General features: G+C 43.4%; 16 protein-coding genes and 4 tRNA genes. 7 read left to right on the forward strand and 13 right to left on the reverse strand.

The genetic code is table 11. From position 1 onward, the window contains the following. Window positions 1-39 precede the first annotated feature (39 nt). From B5G04_RS13755 to B5G04_RS13775, 5 genes are all read right to left on the reverse strand, one after another. Window positions 40-1,236, reverse strand: a complete 1,197-nt coding sequence (locus tag B5G04_RS13755; RefSeq protein WP_087208832.1) for a metallophosphoesterase — start codon at window positions 1,234-1,236, stop codon at window positions 40-42. 16 nt (window positions 1,237-1,252) lie between these two features. Further along, window positions 1,253-2,152, reverse strand: a complete 900-nt coding sequence (locus tag B5G04_RS13760) for a vitamin B12 dependent-methionine synthase activation domain-containing protein (protein ID WP_087397708.1) — start codon at window positions 2,150-2,152, stop codon at window positions 1,253-1,255. Window positions 2,153-2,160: 8 nt separating this feature from the next. Beyond that, the gene (locus B5G04_RS13765; RefSeq protein ID WP_087397710.1) at window positions 2,161-3,501 is read right to left on the reverse strand and encodes a dihydroorotase; all 1,341 of its coding nucleotides are present in this window, start codon (window positions 3,499-3,501) and stop codon (window positions 2,161-2,163) included. 76 nt (window positions 3,502-3,577) lie between these two features. Then, complete coding sequence (locus tag B5G04_RS13770; protein WP_158098056.1) at window positions 3,578-3,769, reverse strand: hypothetical protein; 192 nt, start codon at window positions 3,767-3,769, stop codon at window positions 3,578-3,580. A gap of 25 nt (window positions 3,770-3,794) precedes the next feature. Next, entirely contained in the window at window positions 3,795-4,535 is a 741-nt protein-coding gene (locus tag B5G04_RS13775; protein WP_087208842.1) for a polyprenol monophosphomannose synthase, read from the reverse strand. A gap of 188 nt (window positions 4,536-4,723) precedes the next feature. On the opposite strand from B5G04_RS13775, the gene B5G04_RS13780 reads away from it, so the two are divergent. Next, window positions 4,724-4,796: transfer RNA gene (locus tag B5G04_RS13780), tRNA-Lys, on the forward strand. Between the two features lie 308 nt (window positions 4,797-5,104). Here B5G04_RS13780 and B5G04_RS13785 read toward each other — a convergent pair. The 4 genes from B5G04_RS13785 to B5G04_RS13800 form a co-directional block, all read right to left on the reverse strand. Next, a tRNA-Arg gene (locus B5G04_RS13785) sits at window positions 5,105-5,178 on the reverse strand. A 30-nt stretch (window positions 5,179-5,208) separates the two neighbouring features. After that, window positions 5,209-5,282 (reverse strand) — tRNA-Arg (locus tag B5G04_RS13790). 28 nt (window positions 5,283-5,310) lie between these two features. After that, window positions 5,311-5,384, reverse strand: a tRNA-Arg gene (locus B5G04_RS13795). An 81-nt stretch (window positions 5,385-5,465) separates the two neighbouring features. Continuing rightward, window positions 5,466-7,769, reverse strand: a complete 2,304-nt coding sequence (locus tag B5G04_RS13800) for a patatin-like phospholipase family protein (RefSeq protein ID WP_087397712.1) — start codon at window positions 7,767-7,769, stop codon at window positions 5,466-5,468. Between the two features lie 166 nt (window positions 7,770-7,935). Here B5G04_RS13800 and B5G04_RS13805 point away from each other — a divergent pair, with 166 nt between their 5' ends. Next, a complete protein-coding gene (locus B5G04_RS13805) occupies window positions 7,936-8,448 on the forward strand; it encodes a PepSY-like domain-containing protein (RefSeq protein ID WP_022038694.1) in 513 nt (170 codons plus the stop codon). 82 nt (window positions 8,449-8,530) lie between these two features. Here B5G04_RS13805 and htpG read toward each other — a convergent pair whose 3' ends face one another. After that, window positions 8,531-10,582 carry a molecular chaperone HtpG gene (htpG, locus tag B5G04_RS13810; RefSeq protein ID WP_087397714.1) on the reverse strand — a complete coding sequence of 684 codons (2,052 nt, stop codon included), beginning with the start codon at window positions 10,580-10,582 and terminating at the stop codon, window positions 8,531-8,533. 111 nt (window positions 10,583-10,693) lie between these two features. Then, window positions 10,694-13,240, reverse strand: coding sequence for an ATP-dependent Clp protease ATP-binding subunit (locus B5G04_RS13815; protein ID WP_087208845.1), 2,547 nt, complete (start codon window positions 13,238-13,240; stop codon window positions 10,694-10,696). A 410-nt stretch (window positions 13,241-13,650) separates the two neighbouring features. Between B5G04_RS13815 and gyrA the strand changes: the two genes are divergently transcribed. After that, window positions 13,651-16,203, forward strand: coding sequence for a DNA gyrase subunit A (gyrA, locus tag B5G04_RS13820; protein ID WP_087248037.1), 2,553 nt, complete (start codon window positions 13,651-13,653; stop codon window positions 16,201-16,203). Window positions 16,204-16,240: 37 nt separating this feature from the next. Beyond that, window positions 16,241-17,458: a tetratricopeptide repeat protein gene (locus tag B5G04_RS13825; RefSeq protein ID WP_022039975.1), complete on the forward strand. Its 1,218-nt coding sequence runs from the start codon at window positions 16,241-16,243 to the stop codon at window positions 17,456-17,458. Between the two features lie 281 nt (window positions 17,459-17,739). On the opposite strand, the gene B5G04_RS13830 is transcribed toward B5G04_RS13825, so the two are convergent. Continuing rightward, window positions 17,740-18,927 (reverse strand): DUF418 domain-containing protein, encoded by a 1,188-nt coding sequence (locus B5G04_RS13830; RefSeq protein ID WP_087397716.1) that lies wholly within the window; start codon window positions 18,925-18,927, stop codon window positions 17,740-17,742. 257 nt (window positions 18,928-19,184) lie between these two features. Here B5G04_RS13830 and B5G04_RS13835 point away from each other — a divergent pair, with 257 nt between their 5' ends. Together B5G04_RS13835 and nhaD are read left to right on the forward strand one after the other, a co-directional pair. Then, the gene (locus tag B5G04_RS13835; protein ID WP_087397718.1) at window positions 19,185-19,865 is read left to right on the forward strand and encodes a lipocalin family protein; all 681 of its coding nucleotides are present in this window, start codon (window positions 19,185-19,187) and stop codon (window positions 19,863-19,865) included. A 256-nt stretch (window positions 19,866-20,121) separates the two neighbouring features. After that, window positions 20,122-21,462, forward strand: a complete 1,341-nt coding sequence (nhaD, locus tag B5G04_RS13840; protein WP_087397720.1) for a sodium:proton antiporter NhaD — start codon at window positions 20,122-20,124, stop codon at window positions 21,460-21,462. 412 nt (window positions 21,463-21,874) lie between these two features. Here the strand turns inward: nhaD and B5G04_RS13845 are convergent, their stop codons facing one another. Beyond that, the gene (locus B5G04_RS13845) at window positions 21,875-22,780 is read right to left on the reverse strand and encodes an AraC family transcriptional regulator (protein WP_087397722.1); all 906 of its coding nucleotides are present in this window, start codon (window positions 22,778-22,780) and stop codon (window positions 21,875-21,877) included. Window positions 22,781-23,019: 239 nt separating this feature from the next. Between B5G04_RS13845 and B5G04_RS13850 the strand changes: the two genes are divergently transcribed. Next, window positions 23,020-23,922, forward strand: coding sequence for an EFR1 family ferrodoxin (locus B5G04_RS13850; RefSeq protein ID WP_239414109.1), 903 nt, complete (start codon window positions 23,020-23,022; stop codon window positions 23,920-23,922).

Below are 23,922 nucleotides of genomic sequence, written 5' to 3' on the forward strand. Positions count from 1 at the left end.
TGTTCCGGTATCGTTTTTTGTGTCTGTAATCTTTTTATTTTATTGTCTGTTTTTGAGGGTAATGACCGTTATTTCAGGCCATGCACCAAGGCGCATGGGGAACATGACGAAGCCCAGGCCTACATTGACATAAAGGCCGCGTCCGTTTTCCAGATACATGCCCCGATGTTCCGGATAGACAAATTTGGAGAAGGAAAATCCGAACAGATTAACCTGCATGTCATGAGTATGACCGGCAAGCATGAGCTGGACATCTGTTTCGGGCAAAACATTGCGTTTCCAGTGTGTGGGATCGTGACTGAGCAAAATTTTGAACATTCCATCGGTATGCTGTAATGCTTTAGGAAGATTCCCCCGATTAGGAAAGGGAGGGTTCCCACTGTTCTCGACACCTGCTATTGCAATGGAGTCATTGCCTCTATACAAGATGCGATGTTCATTCATCAGTACCTCCCATCCCATTTGTTTTTCTCTGCAAATGAGGGTGTCGATATTTGCCAGGCGCTCAGCTTCACTGTCCCAATGTGTGTATGTGGCATAATCGTGGTTGCCCAGCACGGCATATACTCCGTCTTTGGCATGTAACTGAGATAGAATAGTCATAAAAGGTTTCATCTCGTCAGCACGGCTATTTACCAAATCACCGGTAAAGGCGACCAGGTCTGGATATTGGGCATTGCATAATGTCACGGCACGTTGCAAGGCTTCACCATGGTCGTCCCAACTTCCTGTATGAATATCGGATAATTGTAAGATCCGATAGCCGTTAAAAGCATCGGGGAGGTCGGGAGATATGAAAGTGACTTTGTTGACTTGGAAAAACTCTTTTCCGAAAGCAGCCCCGAATACGATGTAAATGCAGGTAATAAGTGCTGCTGATGACGGGATACAGATTCTTGCAAGTCTGTATAAATGTACGATGGATAATGGCATCGGCTTCTTGATGAAGCATTGAACAGACTTTTTACAAAGATAAATCAGTAAGTCGCACAGCATGAATACCATTTTGGGAACAGCTATGCATAATGCTACAATCAGGTAAATGCCGAAAGCATGCTGAAAAGAGTCGCGGAAAGAAACAAAAACAAGCAGGGCTAGCAGCAAACAGATGCTTGGCATCCACCAGAGTTTTCTTATCCATTGTTTTGCGCAATACTTGATATGGAATCTGTAAATATACCAATCGGGCAATAACAGCAAGATTAAGAAGAATAATGAAATGCGTAATATAATCATATCAGTCGGGATGTTGTTATAAATTGGCGGTTAAAAATTTGCGTAAATAATTGCTGTCCATGCCTCGTCGTGTCGCGTAATCAGCCAATTGGTGTTCGTCGATTTTTCCTATGGAAAAATAGTGTGATTGTGGATGCGCGAACATCAGTCCACATACCGATGCATGTGGTCGCATCATGCCGTTTTCGGTAAGATGGATGCCGATTTTGTTCATGTCAATCAGCGTGTTAAGTAAAAACGTTACCGATAGGTCTGGAAGTGAAGGATAGCCTACTGCCGGGCGGATACCTTGATATTCTCCATTCAGCAGTTGCTTGTGGGTCAAATGTTCGTCTTTGGCATATCCCCAAATTTCTTTCCGAATGGTTTCGTGTAGTTTTTCAGCAGCAGCTTCAGCCAGACGCTCGTTTAAGGTCTGTACAAGCAAGTGCTGATAGGTATCGTTTGCGTAGCTTTTTTCAAAAGTATTATCAACGGTGGTGGCAAATGCCCCCACCGTATCGACAATTCCTTGTGACAATGGACGTACAAAATCGCTTAAACAGAGAAATGGAGCGTTGGGATGTATCCGTGTCTGTTGACGGAGCAGAGGGAACCTGGTTCCGTCTAGTAATAAATCATCACCATCAGCATTGGCATCCATGAGCCTGTATATTGCCTGTATCTTGCACTTTTCATCCATGTGTCTCAGCAGGCGTTGGGCTTCGTTATACAGAAGTATGGCTTCGGTAGCTTTAGCTGTATCTGTTTGTGGAAAATTTGCCGCCCATCTCGTCTGGCAGGTGTCACATCCAGCTATGTCTGCTATTGCAGCAAACCGAGGCTGGAATCCCCACGCATGGAAAAAATAGATCCAGTTGATATAACCGGCTAAATCCTGGATTGTATAGCTGACAGTGGTATTTGCAATTTTCATACGTTTTTTTATCGGTTAAAACGGAGTGGTTCTCCTCGATATGCTTCATTTACTTGTCCATCGGTATATACTAAATTCCCGTTGACAAATGTCTTTTCCACTTTTGTATGGAAAGTTTGGCCTTCATACGGACTCCACCCGCATTTGCTCAATATGCAGTCTTTGGTAACAGTCCATTCTGCTTCCGGATTCAGGATAACCAAATCGGCTTTATAGCCCGGGCGGATGTAACCTCGTTTGTCTATCTGGAACAAATCAGCAGGTGTATGGCACATTTTATTTACCATTTGTTCTATAGTGAATATACCTTGTCTTACCAATTCCATCATGCAATTCAGTGAAAATTGGATGGATGGCATGCCGGAGGCTGCTTTTAGTGCTCCCCCTTCTTTTTCCGAAAGCAGATGAGGGGCATGGTCTGTCGCTATGACATCAATAAGGTTTGTGTGTAAGGCCCGGTGCAAAGCTTCACGATCCTTGGATGTCTTGACACTCGGATTACATTTGATGCGTGCCCCATAATTGCCGTAATCGTCTTCGCAGAACATCAAATGTGAAACACATGCTTCTGACGTTATTTGTTTCTGCGAAACCGGAAGGTCCGTAAACAAGCTCAACTCGCGGGCAGTGCTGAGATGGAGTACATGTAGCCTTGCTCCTGTTTCTTGTGCCAGAAGTACTGCTTCTTTCGTCGATTCCCAACACGCTGCTTCGCTTCTGATACGGGAATGGTATTTGATGTCGGGATCTTCTCCAAATTTCATTTTGGCAAGTTCCGTGTTCCATTCAATGATTTCAGGATTCTCACAATGTGTGGCGATTAAGATGGGAGCAGCTTGAAATATTCGTTTCAATGACTCTCTTTTTTCTACCAGCATATTGCCTGTGCTGGCTCCCATAAAGAGTTTTATGCCACATACGCGTGTCTTGTCTAATTGGGAAAACAAATCAGTGTTGTCATTGGTTGCCCCAAAGTAGAAAGAATAATTGACAATGCTTTTTTGTGAAGCAAGGTTGAATTTTTCTTCTAACGCTTCGATTGTGACGGTCTGAGGCTTGCAGTTGGGCATATCCATGAAAGAAGTGACACCTCCTGCTGCAGCTGCAGAACTTTCTGTAGCTATATCAGCCTTATGTGTCAGACCGGGTTCGCGAAAATGTACATGGTCGTCAATAACTCCCGGAATCAGGTAATATCCGTTGGCATCGATGACTCTGTCACATTTTGTTTGGGGTTCAGGATTGCCTTTTATTACCGCATAAATCAATTCATCTTCAACAATGACCGTACCAACGTATTTTTCTCCTTCGTTTACGATGGTTGCATTTTTGATACAAATCCGCATAATATTTATATTTTTATTAAAGGTTTCTCAAATGAAGAGCCTGTATCTTTCCAGTAAAAAATCACAGATGAATGTTTCTTTACTGGGAAATATATGAACGTTTAGAAGCTGTTTTGAATTTCTCCAAAAAGTTTTTCTTGGCTTGATGTATCCGTTTTCGTGTGTGCTTTGGGCGATTTTTTGGTCCTTTCCGCTCCTGTTCTTCGTCAGATAGCCCGCTATCTTCCTCATCACAGAAGCGAAAATGCCTCAAAAACTCATCCCAAATCATCGCACGATAAATTCAAAACAGCTTCTTAAATTTGGGGATAAGACTTAAACAGACTGTCCCATTTTAAACGGATAACTCCGAATACAGCCTCACCAAATATACTGCTGTTCATCTTTGAAGTCCCTAATTCGCGATTGACGAAAATGACAGGCACTTCTTTGATTTTACACCCGCATTTATACGCTGTAAATTTCATTTCAATTTGGAATGCGTATCCTTTAAAACGTATTTTATCGAGTGGAATGGTTTCTAGTGCATGCCGGCGGTAACACTTGAATCCGGCAGTCGTGTCGTGAATCGGAAGTCCGGTTACAATTCTTACGTATTTGGATGCGAAGTATGACATGAGCACTCTTCCCATGGGCCAGTTAACCACATTGACTCCACTGATATACCGCGAACCAATGGCAATGTCGAATCCTTCGGTATGACATGCTTGATATAAGCGTGGCAAATCATTCGGGCTGTGACTGAAGTCTGCATCCATTTCGAATATGTAGTCGTATTGATGTGCTATGGCCCATTTAAATCCAGTTATGTAGGCAGTACCTAAACCTAATTTCCCTTTTCGTTCAATGATGAAAAGACGATCTGGAAATTCTTTTTGGAGTGTGTGTACAATCTTTGCTGTACCATCGGGTGAATTGTCATCGATGATAAGAATATGGAAACATTTTTCTAAAGTAAATACTGCACGAATAATGTTTTCAATGTTTTCTTTTTCGTTGTAAGTTGGTATGATTACAACACTATCACTTGTCTGCATGTACGTTTTTGTTTTTTTATTATGCAAAGATAAATAATGAGTGTGATTATGCATGCATGAAAAGTAAAAAATGGAATGTAAAAACATACTTTTTGATGAAAATATAGTTTTCTTGAAAAAAATGTGTGTGATTGTTTGGCAGATTCAAATAAAGGTCGTACATTTGCACCCGCAAACGAGAAAGAAACGCACTCTTAGCTCAGTTGGTAGAGCAACTGACTCTTAATCAGTGGGTCCAGGGTTCGAATCCCTGAGGGTGTACCTGTAGAAGAGTAATCTTATAAACTGATAACCGACAGGTTATAGTGAAAGATTGCTCTTTTTTGTTATGTGGATATCTGTAGCTTGGTATAAAATGTGAGATTATGAAAAGACAACAATTCAAGTAGGTCTTTTGATGAACATAGGTGAGTCGGCTGTTTCACATAAGTAACCCGGGTGTTTCACATAAGTGAGTCAGTCGTATCACTTATGTTCGTTTGAGTGGCTCGGTGTCAGGTTTGGCTAGAATTGAACAAGGGTGGGGGTGCACAAAAAATCCATCTCCTGAAAGAAGATGGATTTTTGTGTGACCGCGACAGGATTCAAACCTGTAACCGGCTGATCCGTAGTCAGCTACTCTATTCAGTTGAGCTACGCGGCCATCATTGGAAATTCTATTTATCATGAAGTGTGATCGCGACAGGATTCAAACCTGTAACCGGCTGATCCGTAGTCAGCTACTCTATTCAGTTGAGCTACGCGACCATTCTTTCACGTGTCGTTCTTGAGAGTGTGACCGCGACAGGATTCAAACCTGTAACCGGCTGATCCGTAGTCAGCTACTCTATTCAGTTGAGCTACGCGGCCATCTCTTTTTGTTTGACGGGTGCAAAGGTATATACTTCTTGGATAATATGCAAATTTTGAAGCGATTTTTTTTCTGTTTTTTTATTCTATGAATCGTGTATTGAATATCTGCCAACCCAATGTAAGACCGAAATTCCAATTTTTAGTCGGTGAACTATAATGATTTACGTAAGCACTGATGGAACCGAAGGGTAGTTTCACTACTAAAGAAATTTCCCCCAGATATTCTATTCGGCTGAATAATTTCCCATAATATGCTTGGGACTGGTCGTCACGGAGTATCGGGAAGATTGGCGCAAATCCATACAGTTCTGCCCGTGCATGGAATACTGGCGTAAACTGATAGATGGGCATAATACCCGCTCCGATGAACTGATTGGCGCGAAATGCTTCGTTGTAGGTGATTTTGCTGTGGGCGGTGGGGGAAAATTCTCCTGCTTGCATTAGGGTGGCTGTATAATTATGGCTGAAGTTTCGTGACGAATAATAGGCATGGATGTAGTTGCCTAATATAAATTTAGGCGATAGCGCATAATAACGTTCCATTTTATACGACAATTGTAGCCAGGATTGTTCGTATTTATAGTCTCCATTATAGGGATCTACACTAGAACCTGCCTCGTAGCGTTCGCGGCCAGTATAAATGTTTGCAACAAGACGTTCGCGCCGTCCGGCTGTAGCATACTGGCGGCTATTTAATGTGTTTCCTTCAAGTGCTACCGAGCCGCCAAAAATCATATAATGACTTTTATCATTCAGGTCATTGTTGAAATCAATGACGTTCTTTTGGAAATATTCATCTTGTAAATCACCCAATCCAATGCCGAATTCTACCTTTTGCCGTGTAAGAAAAGGCATTGACACCAATAGTTTCACAAACTTTTCACGTTTCTTGCTGAATACAGGTGAATTGCCTTTTGTAAATAGCTTTTCCTGCTTGAAATAATCGAAAGAAGAAAGCGAACCTATCAGTCTGACAGATGTCGGCAGGTGAGAAGGCAAGTCAATCCGTCCCGATACTTGCAGGTTGTTGTATATCTGTCCCAACTGTGCATCCAGAGATACTTCTTTCGAATAGTTGTTCAAATTTTGATAAGTAGCACCTACATAAATCTGGTTAGAACCGTTTGAGCCTACGTTGCCCCCTGCACGAAGGGTAAGGTCGTCTTCTATTTTCACTTTCAGGTGCAGGTCGAATGTGTGATCAGAGGCATTATATATGGCATGGGGGATAATTTCGGAAATCATGTTATCGGTCATCAGCCGGAAATATCCCTTTCGCAAATCTTCCAGTGTAAACACCTCCTTGTCTGAAGAATGAAACTCTTTGCGGATATAACGTTTTTGCTGTTCATTGGCACCGTCGATTTCTATCCGGCGGAAGCGAAATTCAGGCATCCGGTTTTTATAGGCAATGCGCTCCCGTTCCAACTGGCGATAATTGATGCGGCGTGATATACGCATTTTTATCGAATCCATCAGTTGGATAGTCCGGTTATAACCAATATCGTGCAACTCATCAAAACGGTCAAAATCCATCAAGTTGACATCGGTATATTTAAATGTCATTAAAATGCCCAGCGAATCGGGGATGGAATAATCTGTTTTTTGCATAATCATGTTTTCCAATTGTCCCATCAAGTCTCCTTCTTTCGGTTTTCCCGGATTAGAGCTAACCACACTGCCTATCATAATGTCAGGATGGAAGTCATCCATCATGACATTGGTTGGGAAATTGTTATAAATACCTCCATCGTATGCCAATACAGAATCGATTTCGATGGGTTTGAACATGGCGGGGAAACTCATTGAGGCACGCACGGCATCGCCTAAATCTCCTTTGCTGAAAATAATGGGACGTTTGTTATACACATCCGAAGCCACACAACGAAAGGGAATAAATAATTGATTGAAATCTCCGTGACACGATGCTGTGGCCTGACCGAAGAGTTGAAGGAAGGCTAAATTCATTTGCAGCGGATCAACCACACTGGAAGGCAAAAACTGGGCTTTTACTTTGTGAAGGGGATTTTTGAGTGAAACCCGTACATTAATAAATTCAGGGGTTGGAGGATTTTTCTTGAAATAATATATGTATTTTTCTTCCATTCCTCCCGTATACCAACGTTTGAAATCATCCGATTTCAATAATTTTTCCATGTCATCGGGCGAGTAACCCATGGCATAAAGTGCCCCTATAATAGCTCCCATCGAAGTTCCCGTCACATAATCTATCGGAATATTGTTTTCCTCTAAAGCACGGATGACACCTATATGGGTCAATCCTTTTGCTCCGCCGCCGCTTAAAACTAACCCGATTTTCTGTGACTTCATCGGTAAGATGCATAGAAAAAGGTATATCAGGATTAAATGTATTTTATTCATCGTATAATCTATAGTTGTTTTAGGTTAGCCAAAGATAGATAAAAAAAACTTTAAGCCGAAATAAATCGTCTATTTTTGCAAAATGAAAAAGAATTCAGAATCTTTTCAGAATTCTTCGGTAATTTTGTCGTATCAAAACAAATTCAGTTTATAAAAGCGCAAGAATATGAAAAATAAGTGGAAATTTTATGTGTTGCCTGCTTTAGCTGTTGCAGGTGCATTCGTGTTTCAGAGTTGTGATGATGACGATGATTTGAAAATGTCGGATATTCCTCAAACCGTACAGCAAAACTTCCAAAGCCAATATCCCAATGTACAGTGGGTAGAATGGGAGGCTGAATGGGGAAATTACAAGGCAGATTTCTTTTTCAATGGGACAGTGGCAGAATGGGAACTTGACTTGAATACGCAGGCGGAAGCCTGGTATTCGCAGGAAGGAGAATGGCTTCGTACAGAATTTAATGTGGAAAATTATTACTTCAATCCATCGGCTACTGATGTCATTCCGCAAGCTGTACGTGAAACCATTAGTAATATTGCAGGAGGAAGACAGGTAGAAGATGTTGACCGCGTAGATATGCCAGGCGGTATTAACGGTGACTATTTTGATGTGGAAATTGAAAATGAACCGAATGATATTTACGTGAAAATCGGATTCGATGGCACGCAATTGCAATAAAAAATGCGCCCTACACATATAAAGATGTATGTGTAGGGCGATTTTTCTTAAAAGAAGAATATCGAATTTGATGGAAACATCTTTAAATCAATTCAACGCTACGTTTCACGAAGTTCGTTAACGCTTCGCCTTTCAGCATTCCGTTTTGCAACAAAGCCAAGTCGATAAGTTGGTGAACAATCTTGTTATCTGTTGCATACCGGTTGATAATGCTGTCTTTTTCTTGTTTCTTTTCGTCCAGTTTCTTGTCGATATCTTTCAATTCATCTTTTTCTGCTGTCGGGATTTCCTCGTCTTTCTTGCCTTCGTGAGCCTTACGGAGTTCTCCTTCACGCAATTTCAATGTGGCGATTTCACCTTCTACAGGAACCAGTTGTTCGGCACAAGCCGATTCTGTGTCATTCAAAACTTGTTTGATGAGTTTATGGTCGCTATTCAGAACCAGATTGAACATATCCGGCATTTCACCGTAAAAGCTCATGCCCGGCTGGATGTTTGCCATTTCTTTCATACGGCGCATGTATTCTGATTGTGTGATGACAATCGGAGCGGCAGTTTCGCCCATGGGTTGAGTCTCTACATGGAACTCGGTTTTTTGCAGTTTGGGCAGTTGTCCGTTGAATACTGTGGCCAATATCTGCCGTTTGTCTTCTGCTAATGCTTCTCCTTTTTGGTCTTCTTTTACAATCAGACGGTCAATCACGTCACTATCTACACGTGTGAAACGACTTTTTTCAAGTTTCTGTTCCAACATGTTGACCATCGGGACATCCAGTTGTCCGTCAAGTAACAATACGCTGTAGCCCTTGTTTTTAGCTGTATCGACATACGTATATTGTTCGTCGATATTGTTAGCATATAAGTATATCAGGTTGCCTTCTTTGTCGGTCTGGTTGTCTTTTATCAATGTCTGGTATTCGTCGAATGTGTAGTACTTGCCTTCCGTATCTTTGAAGAGGGCAAACTTGTTTGCCTTTTCATAGAAATCTTCTTGCGTCAGCATACCATAATTGATGAAGATTTTCAAATCGTCCCATTTTTCTTCAAATTCTTTGCGGTCGTTTTTGAAGATAGACTGTAGACGGTCGGCTACTTTCTTTGTGATATACGTAGAAATCTTTTTCACGTTCGAATCGCTTTGCAAGTACGAGCGTGATACGTTTAACGGGATGTCCGGTGAATCGATTACGCCATGCAGTAAGGTCAGGAAGTCAGGAACGATTCCTTCTACAGAGTCGGTTACGTATACTTGGTTGCAATAGAGTTGGATTTTGTTCCGTTGCAACTCGATGTTGCTTTTAATTTTCGGGAAATACAGCACACCGGTCAGGTTAAACGGATAGTCTACGTTCAGATGAATCCAGAATAGTGGCTCGTCTGACATTGGATACAAGTCGCGGTAGAATTTCTTATAATCTTCGTCTTTCAATTCGCTTGGCTTCTTGGTCCAAATAGGACAAGTGTCATTGATGACATTGTCTTCTTCTGTATCTACCTGTTTGCCGTCTTTCCACTCTTTTTTCTTTCCGAAAGCTACCGGAACAGGCAAGAAACGACAGTACTTGGTCAGCAGGCTTTGAATGCGTGATTCCTCGATAAACTCCTTGCAGTCATCATCAATGTGTAAAATAATGTCGGTACCCCGGTCATTCCGTTCGGCATCTTCCAGTGTGAACTCTGGACTTCCATCGCATGTCCATTTTACAGACTGGGCATTTTCTTTATAAGAACGGGTAATGAGTTCAACTTTTTTGGCAACCATAAAGGCTGAATAGAAACCTAACCCGAAATGTCCGATGATGGCATTTGCGTCGTTTTTGTATTTTTCAAGAAAATCGTTGGCTCCCGAAAAAGCAATCTGGTTGATGTATTTGTCGATTTCTTCGGCAGTCAGTCCCAATCCACGGTCGGAAATGGTGATGGTACCTTGCTCCTTATTCACACTGACATGAATGGTCAAGTCACCCAATTCTCCTTTGAAATCGCCTGTAGCAGCTAACGTCTTCAGCTTTTGAGTAGCATCAACAGCATTCGACACCAGTTCACGCAGGAAAATTTCGTGATCGCTGTACAGGAACTTTTTGATGATGGGGAATATGTTCTCTGTTGTAACCCCAATATTACCTTTTTGCATATAATTATAGTTTTAATGATAATCAAAAATCCATTTCAGTACTGACAAAAAAAATGCCAGACGGCATCCGTCTGACATTTTGTCTGTATTCTTGTTTTCTTGCTCTGATGCTTATGGCCGGACAAGCTCGATTTTCAGTGCTTTATTATCAGCTTCTGTGCTTACCCGAATGGTATCCCCCGTCTGCGTTTCTTGGTTTAGCAGTAATTCGGCTATTCCATCTTCCAGGTTGTTTTGTATAGAACGCTTCAGCGGACGTGCTCCGAATTGAACGTCATATCCCTTTGATGCTACAAACCGTTTGGCATCATCGGTGATTTCCAGCTTATATCCAAGGTTTTCCATTCGGCTATACAAACCTTTCAATTCGATGTCGATAATCTTCTGCAAAGCATTCAGGTCTAATTGGTCGAACATAATAATTTCATCTAACCTGTTAATGAATTCGGGGGCGAATGATTTGTTTAAGGCTTTGGTGATAACGCTGCGCGAATATTCTTTGTCATCCTGGTCATTGCGGGTCTGGGCTGCAAAACCAATGCCTTTGCCAAATTCCTTTAACTGCCGTGTGCCGATATTTGAGGTCATGATAAGGACCGTGTTTTTGAAATCAACAGTCCGGCCGTAGCTATCTGTCAGTCTTCCCTCATCCATTACTTGTAGCAGTAAATTGTATACATCAGGATGTGCCTTTTCTATCTCATCAAGCAAAACGATGGAGTAGGGTTTACGGCGTACCTTTTCTGTCAGCTGTCCTCCTTCTTCATAACCGACATAGCCCGGAGGGGCTCCAACCAAACGTGATACTGTAAATTTCTCCATATATTCGCTCATGTCAATCCGGATGAGCGCATCAGCCGATCCGAACATTTCTTTTGCCAATTCTTTTGCCAGATGAGTCTTGCCTACGCCGGTCGGTCCTAGGAATAAGAAAGTACCGATTGGCTTGTTGGGGTCTTTCAGTCCCATGCGGCTACGTTGGATGGCTTTCACCAATGTTTCTACAGCTTTGTCTTGCGCAATGACCTTTGAAAGCAATTCATCTTTCATGCCTCTCAGCTTATTGCCTTCGGCATGTGCCATGCGTTGCACGGGGACACCCGACATCATAGAAACGACGTCTGCGATTTGTTTATCATCGACTTTCTCCCGGTTTTCACGTAAACTTTCTTCCCACCGCGCTTTCATTGTTTCCAGTTCTTCGGACAATGATTTTTCACGGTCACGAAAACTTGCAGCCAATTCAAAATCTTGCATTCGCACTGCTTCGGTTTTGTGCATCCGTGCTTCATCTATCATCTTCTCTTGGTTCTCGATTTCTTTTGGTACCGTAATGTTGGTCAGATGTACACGCGATCCTGCTTCATCCAAGGCATCGATAGCCTTGTCCGGGAAGTTTCGGTCGGTAATGTAACGCTCTGTCAGTTTGACGCAGGCTTCCAATGCGGCTTCTGTATATGTTACGTTGTGATGCTCTTCGTATTTATCCTTAATATTACGCAGAATCTGAAGCGTCTCTTCAGGAGTGGTAGGCTCTACCAGCACTTTTTGGAAACGACGTTCTAAAGCACCGTCTTTTTCAATATTCTGCCGGTATTCATCCAGTGTCGTAGCTCCAATGCATTGAATCTCACCACGTGCCAACGCGGGTTTTAGCATATTGGCTGCATCCATTGATCCGGCTGCCGAACCGGCTCCCACGATGTTGTGTATTTCGTCTATAAACAAAATTACATTTGTGTTTTTTTTCAGTTCATTCAAAATAGCACGGATGCGTTCCTCGAATTGTCCGCGGTATTTGGTGCCTGCCACAATGGCAGTCATGTCAAGAGCCACGACCCGTTTCCCAAACAAGATGCGCGACACTTTTTTTTCTATGATGCGCAGGGCAAGCCCTTCTACAATGGCTGATTTGCCTACACCTGGTTCGCCTATTAAAATCGGATTGTTTTTCTTGCGTCTGCTCAGAATCTGTGCCAGCCGTTCGATTTCTTTTTCACGTCCAACGACGGGGTCCAGCTTTCCTTCTGCGGCCAGTTGAGTCATATCTGTGCCAAAAGAGTCCAGAACCGGTGTGTTATTGTCCGGTTTTTGCTGTCTGGTTTGTGTTGTCTTTTGAGAATCAGAAGGGTAAGATGCGCGTCCGCTATTAGAACTTTGGTGCCGGATGTTTTCATCTTCTTCGTCTTCTTCTTCTCCGAAGTCCAATCCGCTTTGCGGTTCAGTCTTTGGTACTAGTTTGTCTAGTATTTTCTGGTAAGTTACTTCGTTTTCTTCCAATGTCTGAGATGCTTTATTGTGGTCTTCTTTCATAATTGCCAGCAACATGTGTTCGGTATCGGCAATTTGGGATTTTAAAAAACGGGCTTCCAGTATGCTCATCTTTAATATCTTAGATGCCTGATTGTTGAACGTGATATTATCAGAGTAAGTATCTGACATATCCGAGTACATGCGCAATTCTTCTTCCAGTGTTTCTTTTACTTTCTGAAGGTTGACATATAAGCTTTCCAAGATGTGTACAGCTTTCCCTTCCCCTTCCCTTATCAGTCCTAGAAGCAGATGCTCGGGGGCGATGCAGGTATTTCTCAGTCTGTTGGCCTCTTCTTTGCTGTATTGGATAACGTCAGAAACCCGTTGTGTAAATTGGTTATTCATAAAGTCTCTTTTCCTCCCTTTCGGAATAGTTGTTAGTATATCATGTCTTTGCAAAGATAACATTATATTTATATATAATCTTGCTTTTCCTTGTTTATTTTACAAAATCTGTGCCACACTTGTGCTTATGCCTTGCAATTATGCAAGCACATACTTCCTTTGGCCATCTAATATATATTCTTCCGCTTGTGAAGCTATTTTCGTGGCCGGACGGATATATCTTCGTGACAAACGTGTCAGATGATGAGTGCCGATGACGTTTTTTGTGCCATCCATTGCTTGTATAAGCGGTTTGTTTTCAATGCATTTTCTAAAACTTGACGATTTTGTTTTGCCAATTCAACAAAAAGTCGTAATTTAGCGTGATTTTTAACGGATGAAAAAGTAATATTAATTTTTAATTTGTTTCAATGCAAGAACAAGACAGAATCATAAAAATCAACATTGAGGAGGAAATGAAAAAGTCGTATATCGATTACTCTATGTCGGTAATCGTAGCGCGTGCCCTCCCTGATGTGAGAGATGGATTTAAGCCTGTTCATCGCCGTATCCTTTATGGAATGATGGAATTGGGCAATACATCAGACAAACCTTATAAAAAAGCTGCCAGAATCGTAGGTGAGGTGTTGGGTAAGTATCACCCACATGGCGATTCTTCCGTTTATGGTGCATTGGTGCGCATGGCTCAAGACTGGGCCATGCGTTATCCGCTGGTAGACGGACAGGGAAATTTCGGCTCTGTTGATGGTGATAGTCCTGCAGCCATGCGTTATACTGAAGCCCGCCTGAAAAAAATAGGGGAGGAGATGATGCAGGATTTGTATAAAGAAACTGTTGATTTCACCAATAACTTTGACGATACGTTACAAGAGCCTACCGTTATGCCTACACGTATTCCCAATTTGCTCGTAAATGGTGCATCGGGTATTGCCGTAGGTATGGCAACGAATATGCCGACTCATAACCTGTCGGAAGTGATCGATGCCTGTGTGGCATACATCGATGACAATGATATTGATGTCGACGGTCTGATGAAATACATTAAAGGGCCTGATTTCCCGACAGGAGGATATATATATGGTATAAGCGGTGTCCGTGAAGCGTATGAAACAGGTCGTGGACGGATTGTGATGCGTGCCAAGGCGGAAATAGAGTCACATCCGACGCACGATAAAATCGTTGTCAGAGAAATTCCGTACAATGTAAACAAAAAAGAGTTAATCGAAAAGATAGCCTCGCTGGTCAACGAAAAGAAACTGGACGGCATTTCTTATATTAATGATGAAACCGATCGCGAAGGAATGCGTATCGTGATTGATGTAAAACGTGATGCCAATGCAAATGTCGTTTTAAACAAATTGTTTAAAATGACCGATTTGCAAAGTTCGTTTAATGTAAACAACATTGCATTGGTACATGGCCGTCCCCGTTTGTTAAGTTTGAAGGATTTGATTCGTCTGTTTGTGGAGCATCGTCACGAAGTTGTCATCCGTCGGACCAGATTCGATTTGCGTAAAGCAAAAGAACGTGCGCATATCCTGGAAGGTCTTATCATCGCTTCCGATAATATAGATGAGGTGATTCGTATCATTCGTGCTGCTAAAACTCCCAATGAAGCTATAACCAATCTGATGGACCGTTTCCAGTTGAGTGAAGTGCAAGCACGTGCCATTGTGGAAATGCGTCTTCGTCAATTGACCGGATTGCTTCAGGAACAGCTGCACGCCGAATATGAAGAACTGATGAAGCAGATCGCTTATTTCGAGGAAATCCTGTCGAATGATGAGTTATGCAAGAAAGTCATCAAGGACGAACTGATTGAGGTGAAAGAAAAATATGGGGATAAGCGCCGTTCGGAAATTGTCTATTCGTCTGAAGAATTCAATCCGGAAGATTTTTATGCCGATGATGAAGTGGTAATTACAATTTCACACATGGGATATATCAAACGTACACCGCTCGCCGACTTCCGCACGCAACATCGTGGAGGAGTAGGAGCAAAAGGAAGCGAGACACGTGATGAAGACTTTATCGAACATATTTATCCGGCCACGATGCACAATACTTTGTTGTTCTTTACTCAAAAAGGAAAGTGCTATTGGCTGAAGGCATACGAAATTCCCGAAGGCAACAAAACTTCAAAAGGGCGTGCTATTCAGAATTTGTTGAATATTGATTCGGATGATACGGTTACCGCATATTTGCGTGTGAAAAATTTAAACGACACCGAATTTGTCAACAGTCATTACGTATTGTTCTGCACCAAGAAGGGAGTCATCAAGAAAACATTGCTCGAACAATATTCGCGTCCGCGGCAAAACGGTGTGAATGCTATCACCATCCGTGAAGACGACCGCGTTATCGAAGTGCGTATGACCAACGGAAGCAATGAAGTCGTCATAGCCAACCGTAACGGACGTGCCATCCGGTTTAATGAAACAGCTGTACGTGAGATGGGACGTACTGCTACAGGTGTGAGAGGCATTACCCTTGACGAGGACGGACAAGATGAAGTAGCAGGAATGATTTGTATCAAAGACCCACAGAAAGAAACGATAATGGTCATTTCTGAGCATGGATATGGCAAGCGTTCCGACATTGAAGATTATCGTAAGACCAATCGTGGCGGAAAAGGTGTAAAGACTTTGAATATTACCGAAAAAACCGGTAAATTAGTGGCCATAAAATCTGTGACTGATGAAAATGACTTGATGATTATCAATAAGTCAGGTATTACGATTCGGTTGAGAGTGGCAGATGTACGAATCATGGGCCGTGCTACACAAGGAGTCCGTTTAATCGATTTAGGTAAACGTAATGACAGCATCGGTTCGGTCTGCAAGGTCAATTCAGAAGCTGATTCTGCCGCTGACGCAGAAGAGGCGTTGAACGAGCCACTGGATAATGAAGAGGGAAATGCTTCTTCAAGCGATAACCCGACAGAAGAACTAAAGAACACGTAAATAAACAATAGTTTGTATTATCTAAATTTTTAAAATTATGAAAAAAGTTTTATTGACTACCGCTCTCTTCTTCACCGTATGTGCTGTGTCGGCACAAGAAAGTGTTGTGAAAGAAGCAAAATCAGCAAAAAGCGATCCTGTTAAGGCGGCTCAAATTATTGAACCTGCTTTGGTTGATCCTTCTACTGCCAATGATCCTGAAACGTGGAAACTGGCTGGTGATTTCCAAAAAGCCATCTATGATGATGAGAACATGAAGCTGTATCTTCCCGGCGGACAGGCAGACACTGCCAAATTGTATAACAGTCTGGCGAAAATGTTTGAATATTACACCAAGTGCGATGAGGTAGAACAGGCTAAAGTGCAAAGTGGTGAATTGAAAAAACCGAAACTGAGAAAAAAACTTGCCAAAACATTGGCAGCCGTACGCCCGAATCTGACAAATGGTGGTTCTGAGGCTTACAATAGCGGAAACTACGCAGATGCACTGAAGTATTTTGGTCTGTATGTAGACGCTTCGCAAAATCCGATGTTTGCTGAAGAAGAAGCAGTGAAGAACGACACGTTGAACCCGTTAATCGCCTGCTACGCAGCATTGGCGGCCAATTCATTGGATGACAAAGCTGCTGTTATCAAATATGCTACTATCGGTAAGACGCATAAGGAAGAAGGCTATCGCGCGTTGATGTGTTTAGCCGAAGCTTATGGAAAAGGTGAACAGACAGATTCGGTAAAATGGCTGGAAGTTATTAAAGAAGGATCTGAAAAATTCCCGACTCAGGAATATTTTATCGGTAACTTAATGGACTATTATATCCAAAAAGGGCAAGTTGATACAGCGCTGAGTGAAATTGATGCTATTCTGGCAAAAAATGAAACTCCGTACTTTTTGTATGTAAAAGGTGTCCTGCAATATGAAAAGAAGGATTATGATAATGCTATCGCAACCTTTAATTCACTTATTGCTAAAAATGATGGTTTTGTAGGGGAAGCATATTCACAGATTGGTAATTGTTATTTTTTCCCGGCTCAAGAGTTGGTAGAAGAAAATAGTAAAATATCAATGGATGATCCCAAATATGCCGCAAACGAGGCAAAAATTAAGGAATTGTATGAAAAGGCTGTTCCTAATTACGAAAAGGCAAAAGAACTGAAACCGGACAACAAACAACTTTGGGGACAATTTTTGTTAAATATCTATTGGAAACTGAACAAGGCTGAATACGATGCTTTGGAAAAAGAGTTAGCTCAATAATTACACAACAACATATAGGCAATCGGGTAGGAAGAAAACGAAGTCGTTTTCTTCCTACTTTCATTATTCTAGACTTTCATTGTTTATTATATTCCGATTCTTTTACTTTGTTAGAAGCTGTTTAAATTTATCGTGTGCTGATTCTATTAAAAAATGTCACCCAAAATGCCCATTCCCATGGGAAATGAGCATCTTAGGTGATAAAATGAATGTTGACTTTTGTTTTGGCGCACCTTTCGTTAGTGTATATTTCTCTCTTTTACGTTCGGGGTATAAGTGGATTATTTGCGTTTGGCATGTATCCATGTCAGTTTATGCCAAATGGTCTCTAGAGGTCCTCGTTTGAAGTGTCGGAACCACCAGTGTGCAAAGAGTAGCTGGAGTAAGAAAAACACAATACCGATGAGCAGACTGTATGTGGTTCCACAATAACGGTGTAGCCCCAGTCCGTAGCCGTAATAAAGAAAACTTCCGATGAGAGATTGTGAGATATAGTCGGTCAAACTCATTTTGCCGTAGGGTACAAGCAGTTGTTGTACTTTCCCTTTGTTTGTCCAGTACAGGAGTAGGAATGCACTGACCATTACCAACATGCATGCCAAGTTATACCACGAATTCCAGATGGTTTCCATTGATGCTTTCATGAAGGGGTTCGCTATTTGGGAATAGATGAAGTCTTTTAGGTAGTAAAGTACTACCGCACTAGGTAATGCCGCAATGCCGACCCGTAGCCAAAAATGCATCACCTTTCCGTGTGTTTCGTCAGTAAGCCTGAACAGTCCTTTCCTTCCCAGCAGCATACCTGTCATGAAAAGCGATGCTGTCTGAAACACGCGTCCGTAGCACCATGCCCAGTTCAGGCTGGCAAGTTGTCCAGTTACTAAATTTGTCTTTATCAGTTCCCAAAGTGATGACTCTTTCATTTGCGGATAAACTTCGGTCAGCGAGTAAATCATCTGTTGGGGGTTGGCATCAGGGAAGAAGCATGCATAGATAACTTTGCACCACTCCAGAGGTTGTAACATCAGGATACATGCTATCCATGCCACAGTCTTGTCGGAGAGGTGGCGTACTGGAACCAATACAAATCCAAGCAAGGCATAAAGCACCAGTATTTCACCGGGAAAGAAAGATGCGTTGATAAATCCGAAGCCAAGCAGTAGCAGTAGTCTCCACATATAGCGGTTTCGGAAGTCTTGCCCACGCTTTTCACAGTTGTGGCTCTGCAAGTAGAAAGTGAAGCCGAACAGCAGGGCAAAAATAGCATAGGCTTTTCCGGAAAAAAGAAAGAACAGCATGTCCCATAAATGCTTGTCGAGGCTGGCAAGCAGAGGGGAGGTTGCTTCCGGAAATGAATAATAATTGAAATGCTCGATGTTGTGCAGCAGGATGATTCCCATGACGGCAAATCCGCGCAGAGCGTCAATGGCCAAGATTCGTTCGTTGGAACGCAGAAGTTCGTTTCCCATATTATCAGTGTTTGGATGATTTTAGTAAATTAGATTAATATGGGTGCAAACTTACAAAAAACTTGTGAGATTACTCCAGAAAACATGCGCATTTATGTCATGTAAACAGGGAAAAAACACAACGTTTTGAAAAGATTTTTCTGAGGTATCTTCCTGGGAAAGTTTGCTGGAAGATTTAGCGATTCTTAAGGGAGGAACGTTGCGCTTCTGGTATATTTCGCTTATTTTTGTATGAACATTCTAATTTTAGAGAAACTATGAAACGAAACAATTGTTTATGGAGAGCGAGTTCCCTGGTGTGCTTGGTAGGGTTACTGGTGTCATGCGGCGATTTGCCCCAGATGGAAGGAACGTGGGTGGAACCTGTCCCTGGGATGGAAAACAGCGTACAGGGCTTCAAATTGGAAGAGGGTGGTAAGGCTTCTTCCGTTAATATGGCCACTTTACAGTATGAGTCGTGGAAACAGGAAGGTGATAAGCTTGTTCTTTCGGGAAAGAGTATCGGCAACGGTGTTACCATACCTTTTTCGGACACGCTTGAAATAGCTGGGCTGACACAAGACAGCCTGTTCTTGAAACGGGGGACACTTGTCTTGAGGTATGTCCGAAACGATGGGCAAGGGGACAGAAGCGTACCTATGGCAGAACTTACGCCGGCGAAGAAAACCAGTTTCCGTACTACGGGCGTTTTGGTGTTCGCCCATGAGAGACGGGCGTTTACACCGGACGGCGACACGGTTTCCTATTGGGTGATTGATAAGACCGGCGAATTGCTGGAAGCGTATGATAAACTGACAGGAGGAATTAAGAATGGGAAACCGGTGTATGCCGAACTGGAAGTGATTGATGCGGGAAAGTCGGATGAAGGCTTTGCCGCTTCCTATCCCAGTGTTTATCAGGTGGTGAAGATTGACAGCATGTCGCTGGAGGCACGGTGATGTGGCAGTGGCATTTGTAGTAGACGGTCGGCACGCCTTCAGGCTTCGTACAGTTTGCAAAGACGTTTTCCGGAGTCAGACAGCTGTGCCGACTGTCTGTTGGAGAGTAAAAGCCTTATACTCTAGAATGTCACTGGCTGTTAGGTAATTTGAAGAATAATTTGTACATTTGTGCTTGTGGGAATTATAGCGGCAGCGGTATTTGCCTGTCAGACTCTTGCTGAAAAATAATTATTAACCTTAAAAATAACATTCAATGTCAACCTTAACTGTTGCAATCATAATTGTATTTGTAATTGGATACTTATGTATCGCTTTGGAAACACTGACCAAAGTCAACAAGGCAGCTGTAGCCTTGCTGATGTTGGTTGTTTGTTGGACACTTTATATGTTCGATCCGGGCAATTTCCCGGCAGGTATCTTGCCCGATGCCGTGGCTGCAGCAGCAGGCTCGGTTATTGAAGGACATTTGGGAAGTACCGCCACTACCTTGTTCTTTCTGATGGGGGCAATGACCATCGTGGAGACCGTCGACCAGTATGGCGGCTTTAATTTTGTGCGCGACATGCTGAAGACAAAGAGCAAACGGGCGTTGTTGTGGCGCATTACCATTATGACTTTTTTCCTTTCGGCTATTCTGGATAATATGACTACTGCCATCGTGATGGTGATGATTCTCCGCAAGCTTATTGACGACCGCAGGGATCGTCTGATTTATGCTTCGCTCATTATCATTGCAGCCAATTCGGGTGGAGCCTTTTCGCCCATTGGCGATGTGACTACCATTATGCTTTGGAACAAAAGTCTGATTACAGCGGCAGGGGTCATTAAGGAATTGTTTGTTCCTTCGCTTGTTTCGATAGTTGTTCCAGCATACATCCTTTCATTTTCGCTTAAAGGGAACGTGTCGGCAGATACTGATGCAGGCACGGTTTCCATGGGCAGTGGACTGACCGGGTTTCAGCGTAAGGCGGTATTTTGGATTGGTGTGGGGGGACTGGTCTTTGTGCCCGTTTTCAAGTCGATTACCCATGTACCTCCTTTCGTAGGCATTCTGTTGGTGCTCGGCGCGTTGTGGGTGGTGACCGAATTGTTTTACCGCAGTCATCCAGAGCATGACGAGAGTACGCAGAAGCGCGTGTCGAATATTATCTCGCGCATCGACATGAGCACCATTCTCTTTTTCCTGGGTATTTTGATGGCGGTGGCATGTCTGCAGGAAATCGGTGTGCTGTCCATTGTGGGACAGGGATTGAATGAAATTTTTGATGGCAACCATTATCTCATCACCGGCATCATCGGTGTACTTTCCAGCATCGTTGATAATGTACCCCTTGTGGCAGGCTGTATGGGAATGTATCCGATGGCCGATGCTGGCGATATGGCGCAGGATGGTATTTTCTGGCAGCTTCTGGCATACTGTGCGGGCGTGGGTGGCTCGATGCTCATCATTGGTTCGGCTGCAGGAGTAGTGGTGATGGGACTGGAGAAAATCACTTTCGGTTGGTACATGAAGCGTATCACATGGATTGCTTTCATTGGCTACGTGGCAGGTATTCTGGTTTATTGGATAGAGAAGGCTGTGCTAGGGCTTTGACACGGATTCATTTCTTTTCCATCGCTTTTTGCCAGTCTGTCAGAATGGCGTCCTTGTTTTTCCATCGCCCATTCTATCGATGCATTGAGATGGGGCAGGAGTGACCTGCTCCGTCCGATCAGTGCATATTCTCCCGTGGAGGTACTTCGGGATAAATAGTCCGCTTCAACTCCTTTTCTTTGAACGGCATTGACTCTGGTTAAATATATGGAGATGTCGGTAAAGACAGTTAACTGCTTTGCCAGTCCCAGTACCAGTAGGACTGCAGTCCTACTGGTACTGGGACTGGGCAAGGACTGCAATGCATTTTGTCACGCAGTTGATGTATGTTGAAAAGAGGATTACTGGAACCCTCTGGATGGGTATTCGAATTTAGTCAGGTTGTATGAAACAGGCTGGAGTTACAGCCGATTCATCCTATCTTTCCTTGCATCCGATACTCATTCGGTGTACATCCAGCCACCTTTTTGAACAGCCGGCTCAGGTGATGCGGATATTGGAACCCCACCTCGTAGGCAATTTCGCTGACGGTCTTGTTCGTTTCCAGCAGACGGTCTTTCACCCTGCTGATAACGGCGAAATGGATATACTCGATGGCAGATTTGCCCGTCTGCTTCTTCACAAGGTCACCAAAGTAATTGGCGGAGAGGTGAAGCTGGTCGGCACACCAGGCAACGGACGGCAGCCCAAGTTCTTCCGGTTTAGTAGAGTCGAAGTAACTGCCCAGCAAGGATTCGAAGCGGGTGAGGACATCCGAATTGATGGCTTCGCGGGTAGCAAACTGACGGTCATAGAACCGAAGGCAATGATTGAGCAGGACTTCGATGTTGGAAACAATGATGCTCCTGCTGTGCTTGTCGATGACGTGCCGTAATTCTTCCTGTATCTCATTAAAACAGTTGAAAACAGTCTGCCGCTCACGCTCGGACATATGCAGGGCTTCGTTTGCCTCGTAAGAAAAAAATGTGTAATCTTTCATCTTATGAGCTAATGATGTTCCTCGGATAAGGTCGGGATGAAACAGTAGGGCATAACCTTGCGGATGCAGTGTCTCGTCGCCATCGTTGATGCCTCCTACCTGTCCGGGGGCAATGAACACCAATGTACCTTCCTGATAGTCGTATTTGCTGCGTCCGTAGGTAATAGGTCCATGAATTTTCTCTTTCAAGAAAATGGAATAGAAGCCAAAGCATTTGCAACGATGCTTCAGTACTTCCACTTTCGAGAAATCGACGAAGCCCACCAGCGGGTTCAGTGTCTCCAGACCGAGAAACTTGTTGTAGTCATGTATCGTCTTTAAATCCAATATTTCACCCATACTTGTTCACATTTTAATTTGTTTGTCCAAAAATACGGAAATCTTCTGAAAGACAGCACATCACGGCAGGCCTTTCAGTAAAATCGGTATAAGATTCGGTGAAATGGGTTTACCGTTTCGTGTCTGAACAGGGACGTTCTGTAATATGTGTGCTATATTCTGTAATCTGTGTATGGTCAGGGCGGGTTATGTTCCGTACCTTTGCCTTGTCTGAAAACCAATTAAAACAAAAGCATACAATGGAAACAATCTCCCGTCGCTCCGCCCTCAAACGGATGGGGCTGCTCGTTGCAGGAGCCGCCTGTATGGGTATGCCGGCCCTGACTGCGTGCGAAAACAAGACAAAGAAACGCATCATCCTCTATTTCACAGGGACAGGCAACTGCCTCTATGTAGCCCGCGAACTGGCAGACGAACACACCGAACTGCTCAGTATCCCACAACTGGTGAAGCAAGGCCGCTATACGTTCGAGGCAGACGAAATCGGCATTGTCTATCCCGTCTACGGGCACATGCCGCCCAATATGGTGCGGGAGTTCATCAAAAAGGCACACTTGGAAGCCGGATACAAGTTTGCCATCCTGACCTACGGCAACCGCAAATGCAGCTCCGTCGAGATATGGGACGATGTTTCCCGGAAGGCGGGGTGTCCCTTCGACTACATCACCACGATGATTATGGTGGACAACTGGCTGCCTAACTTCGATATGAACGAGCAAATCAAGATAGACAAGCACATCCCTGAAAGCCTGGAACGCATCCGCACCGACCTGGCTGCGCAGCGCCGTTGGCACGAACCGGTGACGGAACTGGAACGGCAACAGCATGCCGGATTCCTGCAGGCATCGGGCGTAAATCCGGAAACGGGTTTCCTGCTGCATAGCCAGGATGCCTTTACCGTCACAGATGCTTGTATCGGCTGCGGAATCTGCACCGAGGTATGTCCGCGTGGCAATTACGAACTGACATCCACGGGGGTAAAGACGGAAGGCGATTGTGAGTTCTGCTTTGCCTGCATCCATAACTGCCCGCAGAAAGCCATCCTCTTCAAGCAGATGAAGGAAGTGAATCCCAACGCCCGCTACCGCAACGAACATGTGTCGCTGTGGAGCATCAAGGAAGCAAACCATCAGAAACTATAA

The sequence above is a fragment of the Bacteroides sp. An51A genome (assembly GCF_002161565.1).
Classification (GTDB): Bacteria; Bacteroidota; Bacteroidia; order Bacteroidales; family Bacteroidaceae; genus Phocaeicola; species Phocaeicola intestinalis.

Bases quoted from the DNA above. Each gene is read 5' to 3' on its own strand.
- B5G04_RS13800 (WP_087397712.1), bottom strand. From the start codon at position 7,769: ATGAATAAAATACATTTAATCCTGATATACCTTTTTCTATGCATCTTA.
- B5G04_RS13850 (WP_239414109.1), top strand. From the start codon at position 23,020: ATGGAAACAATCTCCCGTCGCTCCGCCCTCAAACGGATGGGGCTGCTC.
- B5G04_RS13775 (WP_087208842.1), bottom strand. From the start codon at position 4,535: ATGCAGACAAGTGATAGTGTTGTAATCATACCAACTTACAACGAAAAA.
- nhaD (WP_087397720.1), top strand. From the start codon at position 20,122: ATGTCAACCTTAACTGTTGCAATCATAATTGTATTTGTAATTGGATAC.
- B5G04_RS13815 (WP_087208845.1), bottom strand. From the start codon at position 13,240: ATGAATAACCAATTTACACAACGGGTTTCTGACGTTATCCAATACAGC.
- B5G04_RS13825 (WP_022039975.1), top strand. From the start codon at position 16,241: ATGAAAAAAGTTTTATTGACTACCGCTCTCTTCTTCACCGTATGTGCT.
- B5G04_RS13760 (WP_087397708.1), bottom strand. From the start codon at position 2,152: ATGAAAATTGCAAATACCACTGTCAGCTATACAATCCAGGATTTAGCC.
- B5G04_RS13845 (WP_087397722.1), bottom strand. From the start codon at position 22,780: ATGGGTGAAATATTGGATTTAAAGACGATACATGACTACAACAAGTTT.
- B5G04_RS13755 (WP_087208832.1), bottom strand. From the start codon at position 1,236: ATGATTATATTACGCATTTCATTATTCTTCTTAATCTTGCTGTTATTG.
- gyrA (WP_087248037.1), top strand. From the start codon at position 13,651: ATGCAAGAACAAGACAGAATCATAAAAATCAACATTGAGGAGGAAATG.
- B5G04_RS13830 (WP_087397716.1), bottom strand. From the start codon at position 18,927: ATGGGAAACGAACTTCTGCGTTCCAACGAACGAATCTTGGCCATTGAC.
- B5G04_RS13835 (WP_087397718.1), top strand. From the start codon at position 19,185: ATGAAACGAAACAATTGTTTATGGAGAGCGAGTTCCCTGGTGTGCTTG.
- htpG (WP_087397714.1), bottom strand. From the start codon at position 10,582: ATGCAAAAAGGTAATATTGGGGTTACAACAGAGAACATATTCCCCATC.
- B5G04_RS13805 (WP_022038694.1), top strand. From the start codon at position 7,936: ATGAAAAATAAGTGGAAATTTTATGTGTTGCCTGCTTTAGCTGTTGCA.
- B5G04_RS13770 (WP_158098056.1), bottom strand. From the start codon at position 3,769: ATGATTTGGGATGAGTTTTTGAGGCATTTTCGCTTCTGTGATGAGGAA.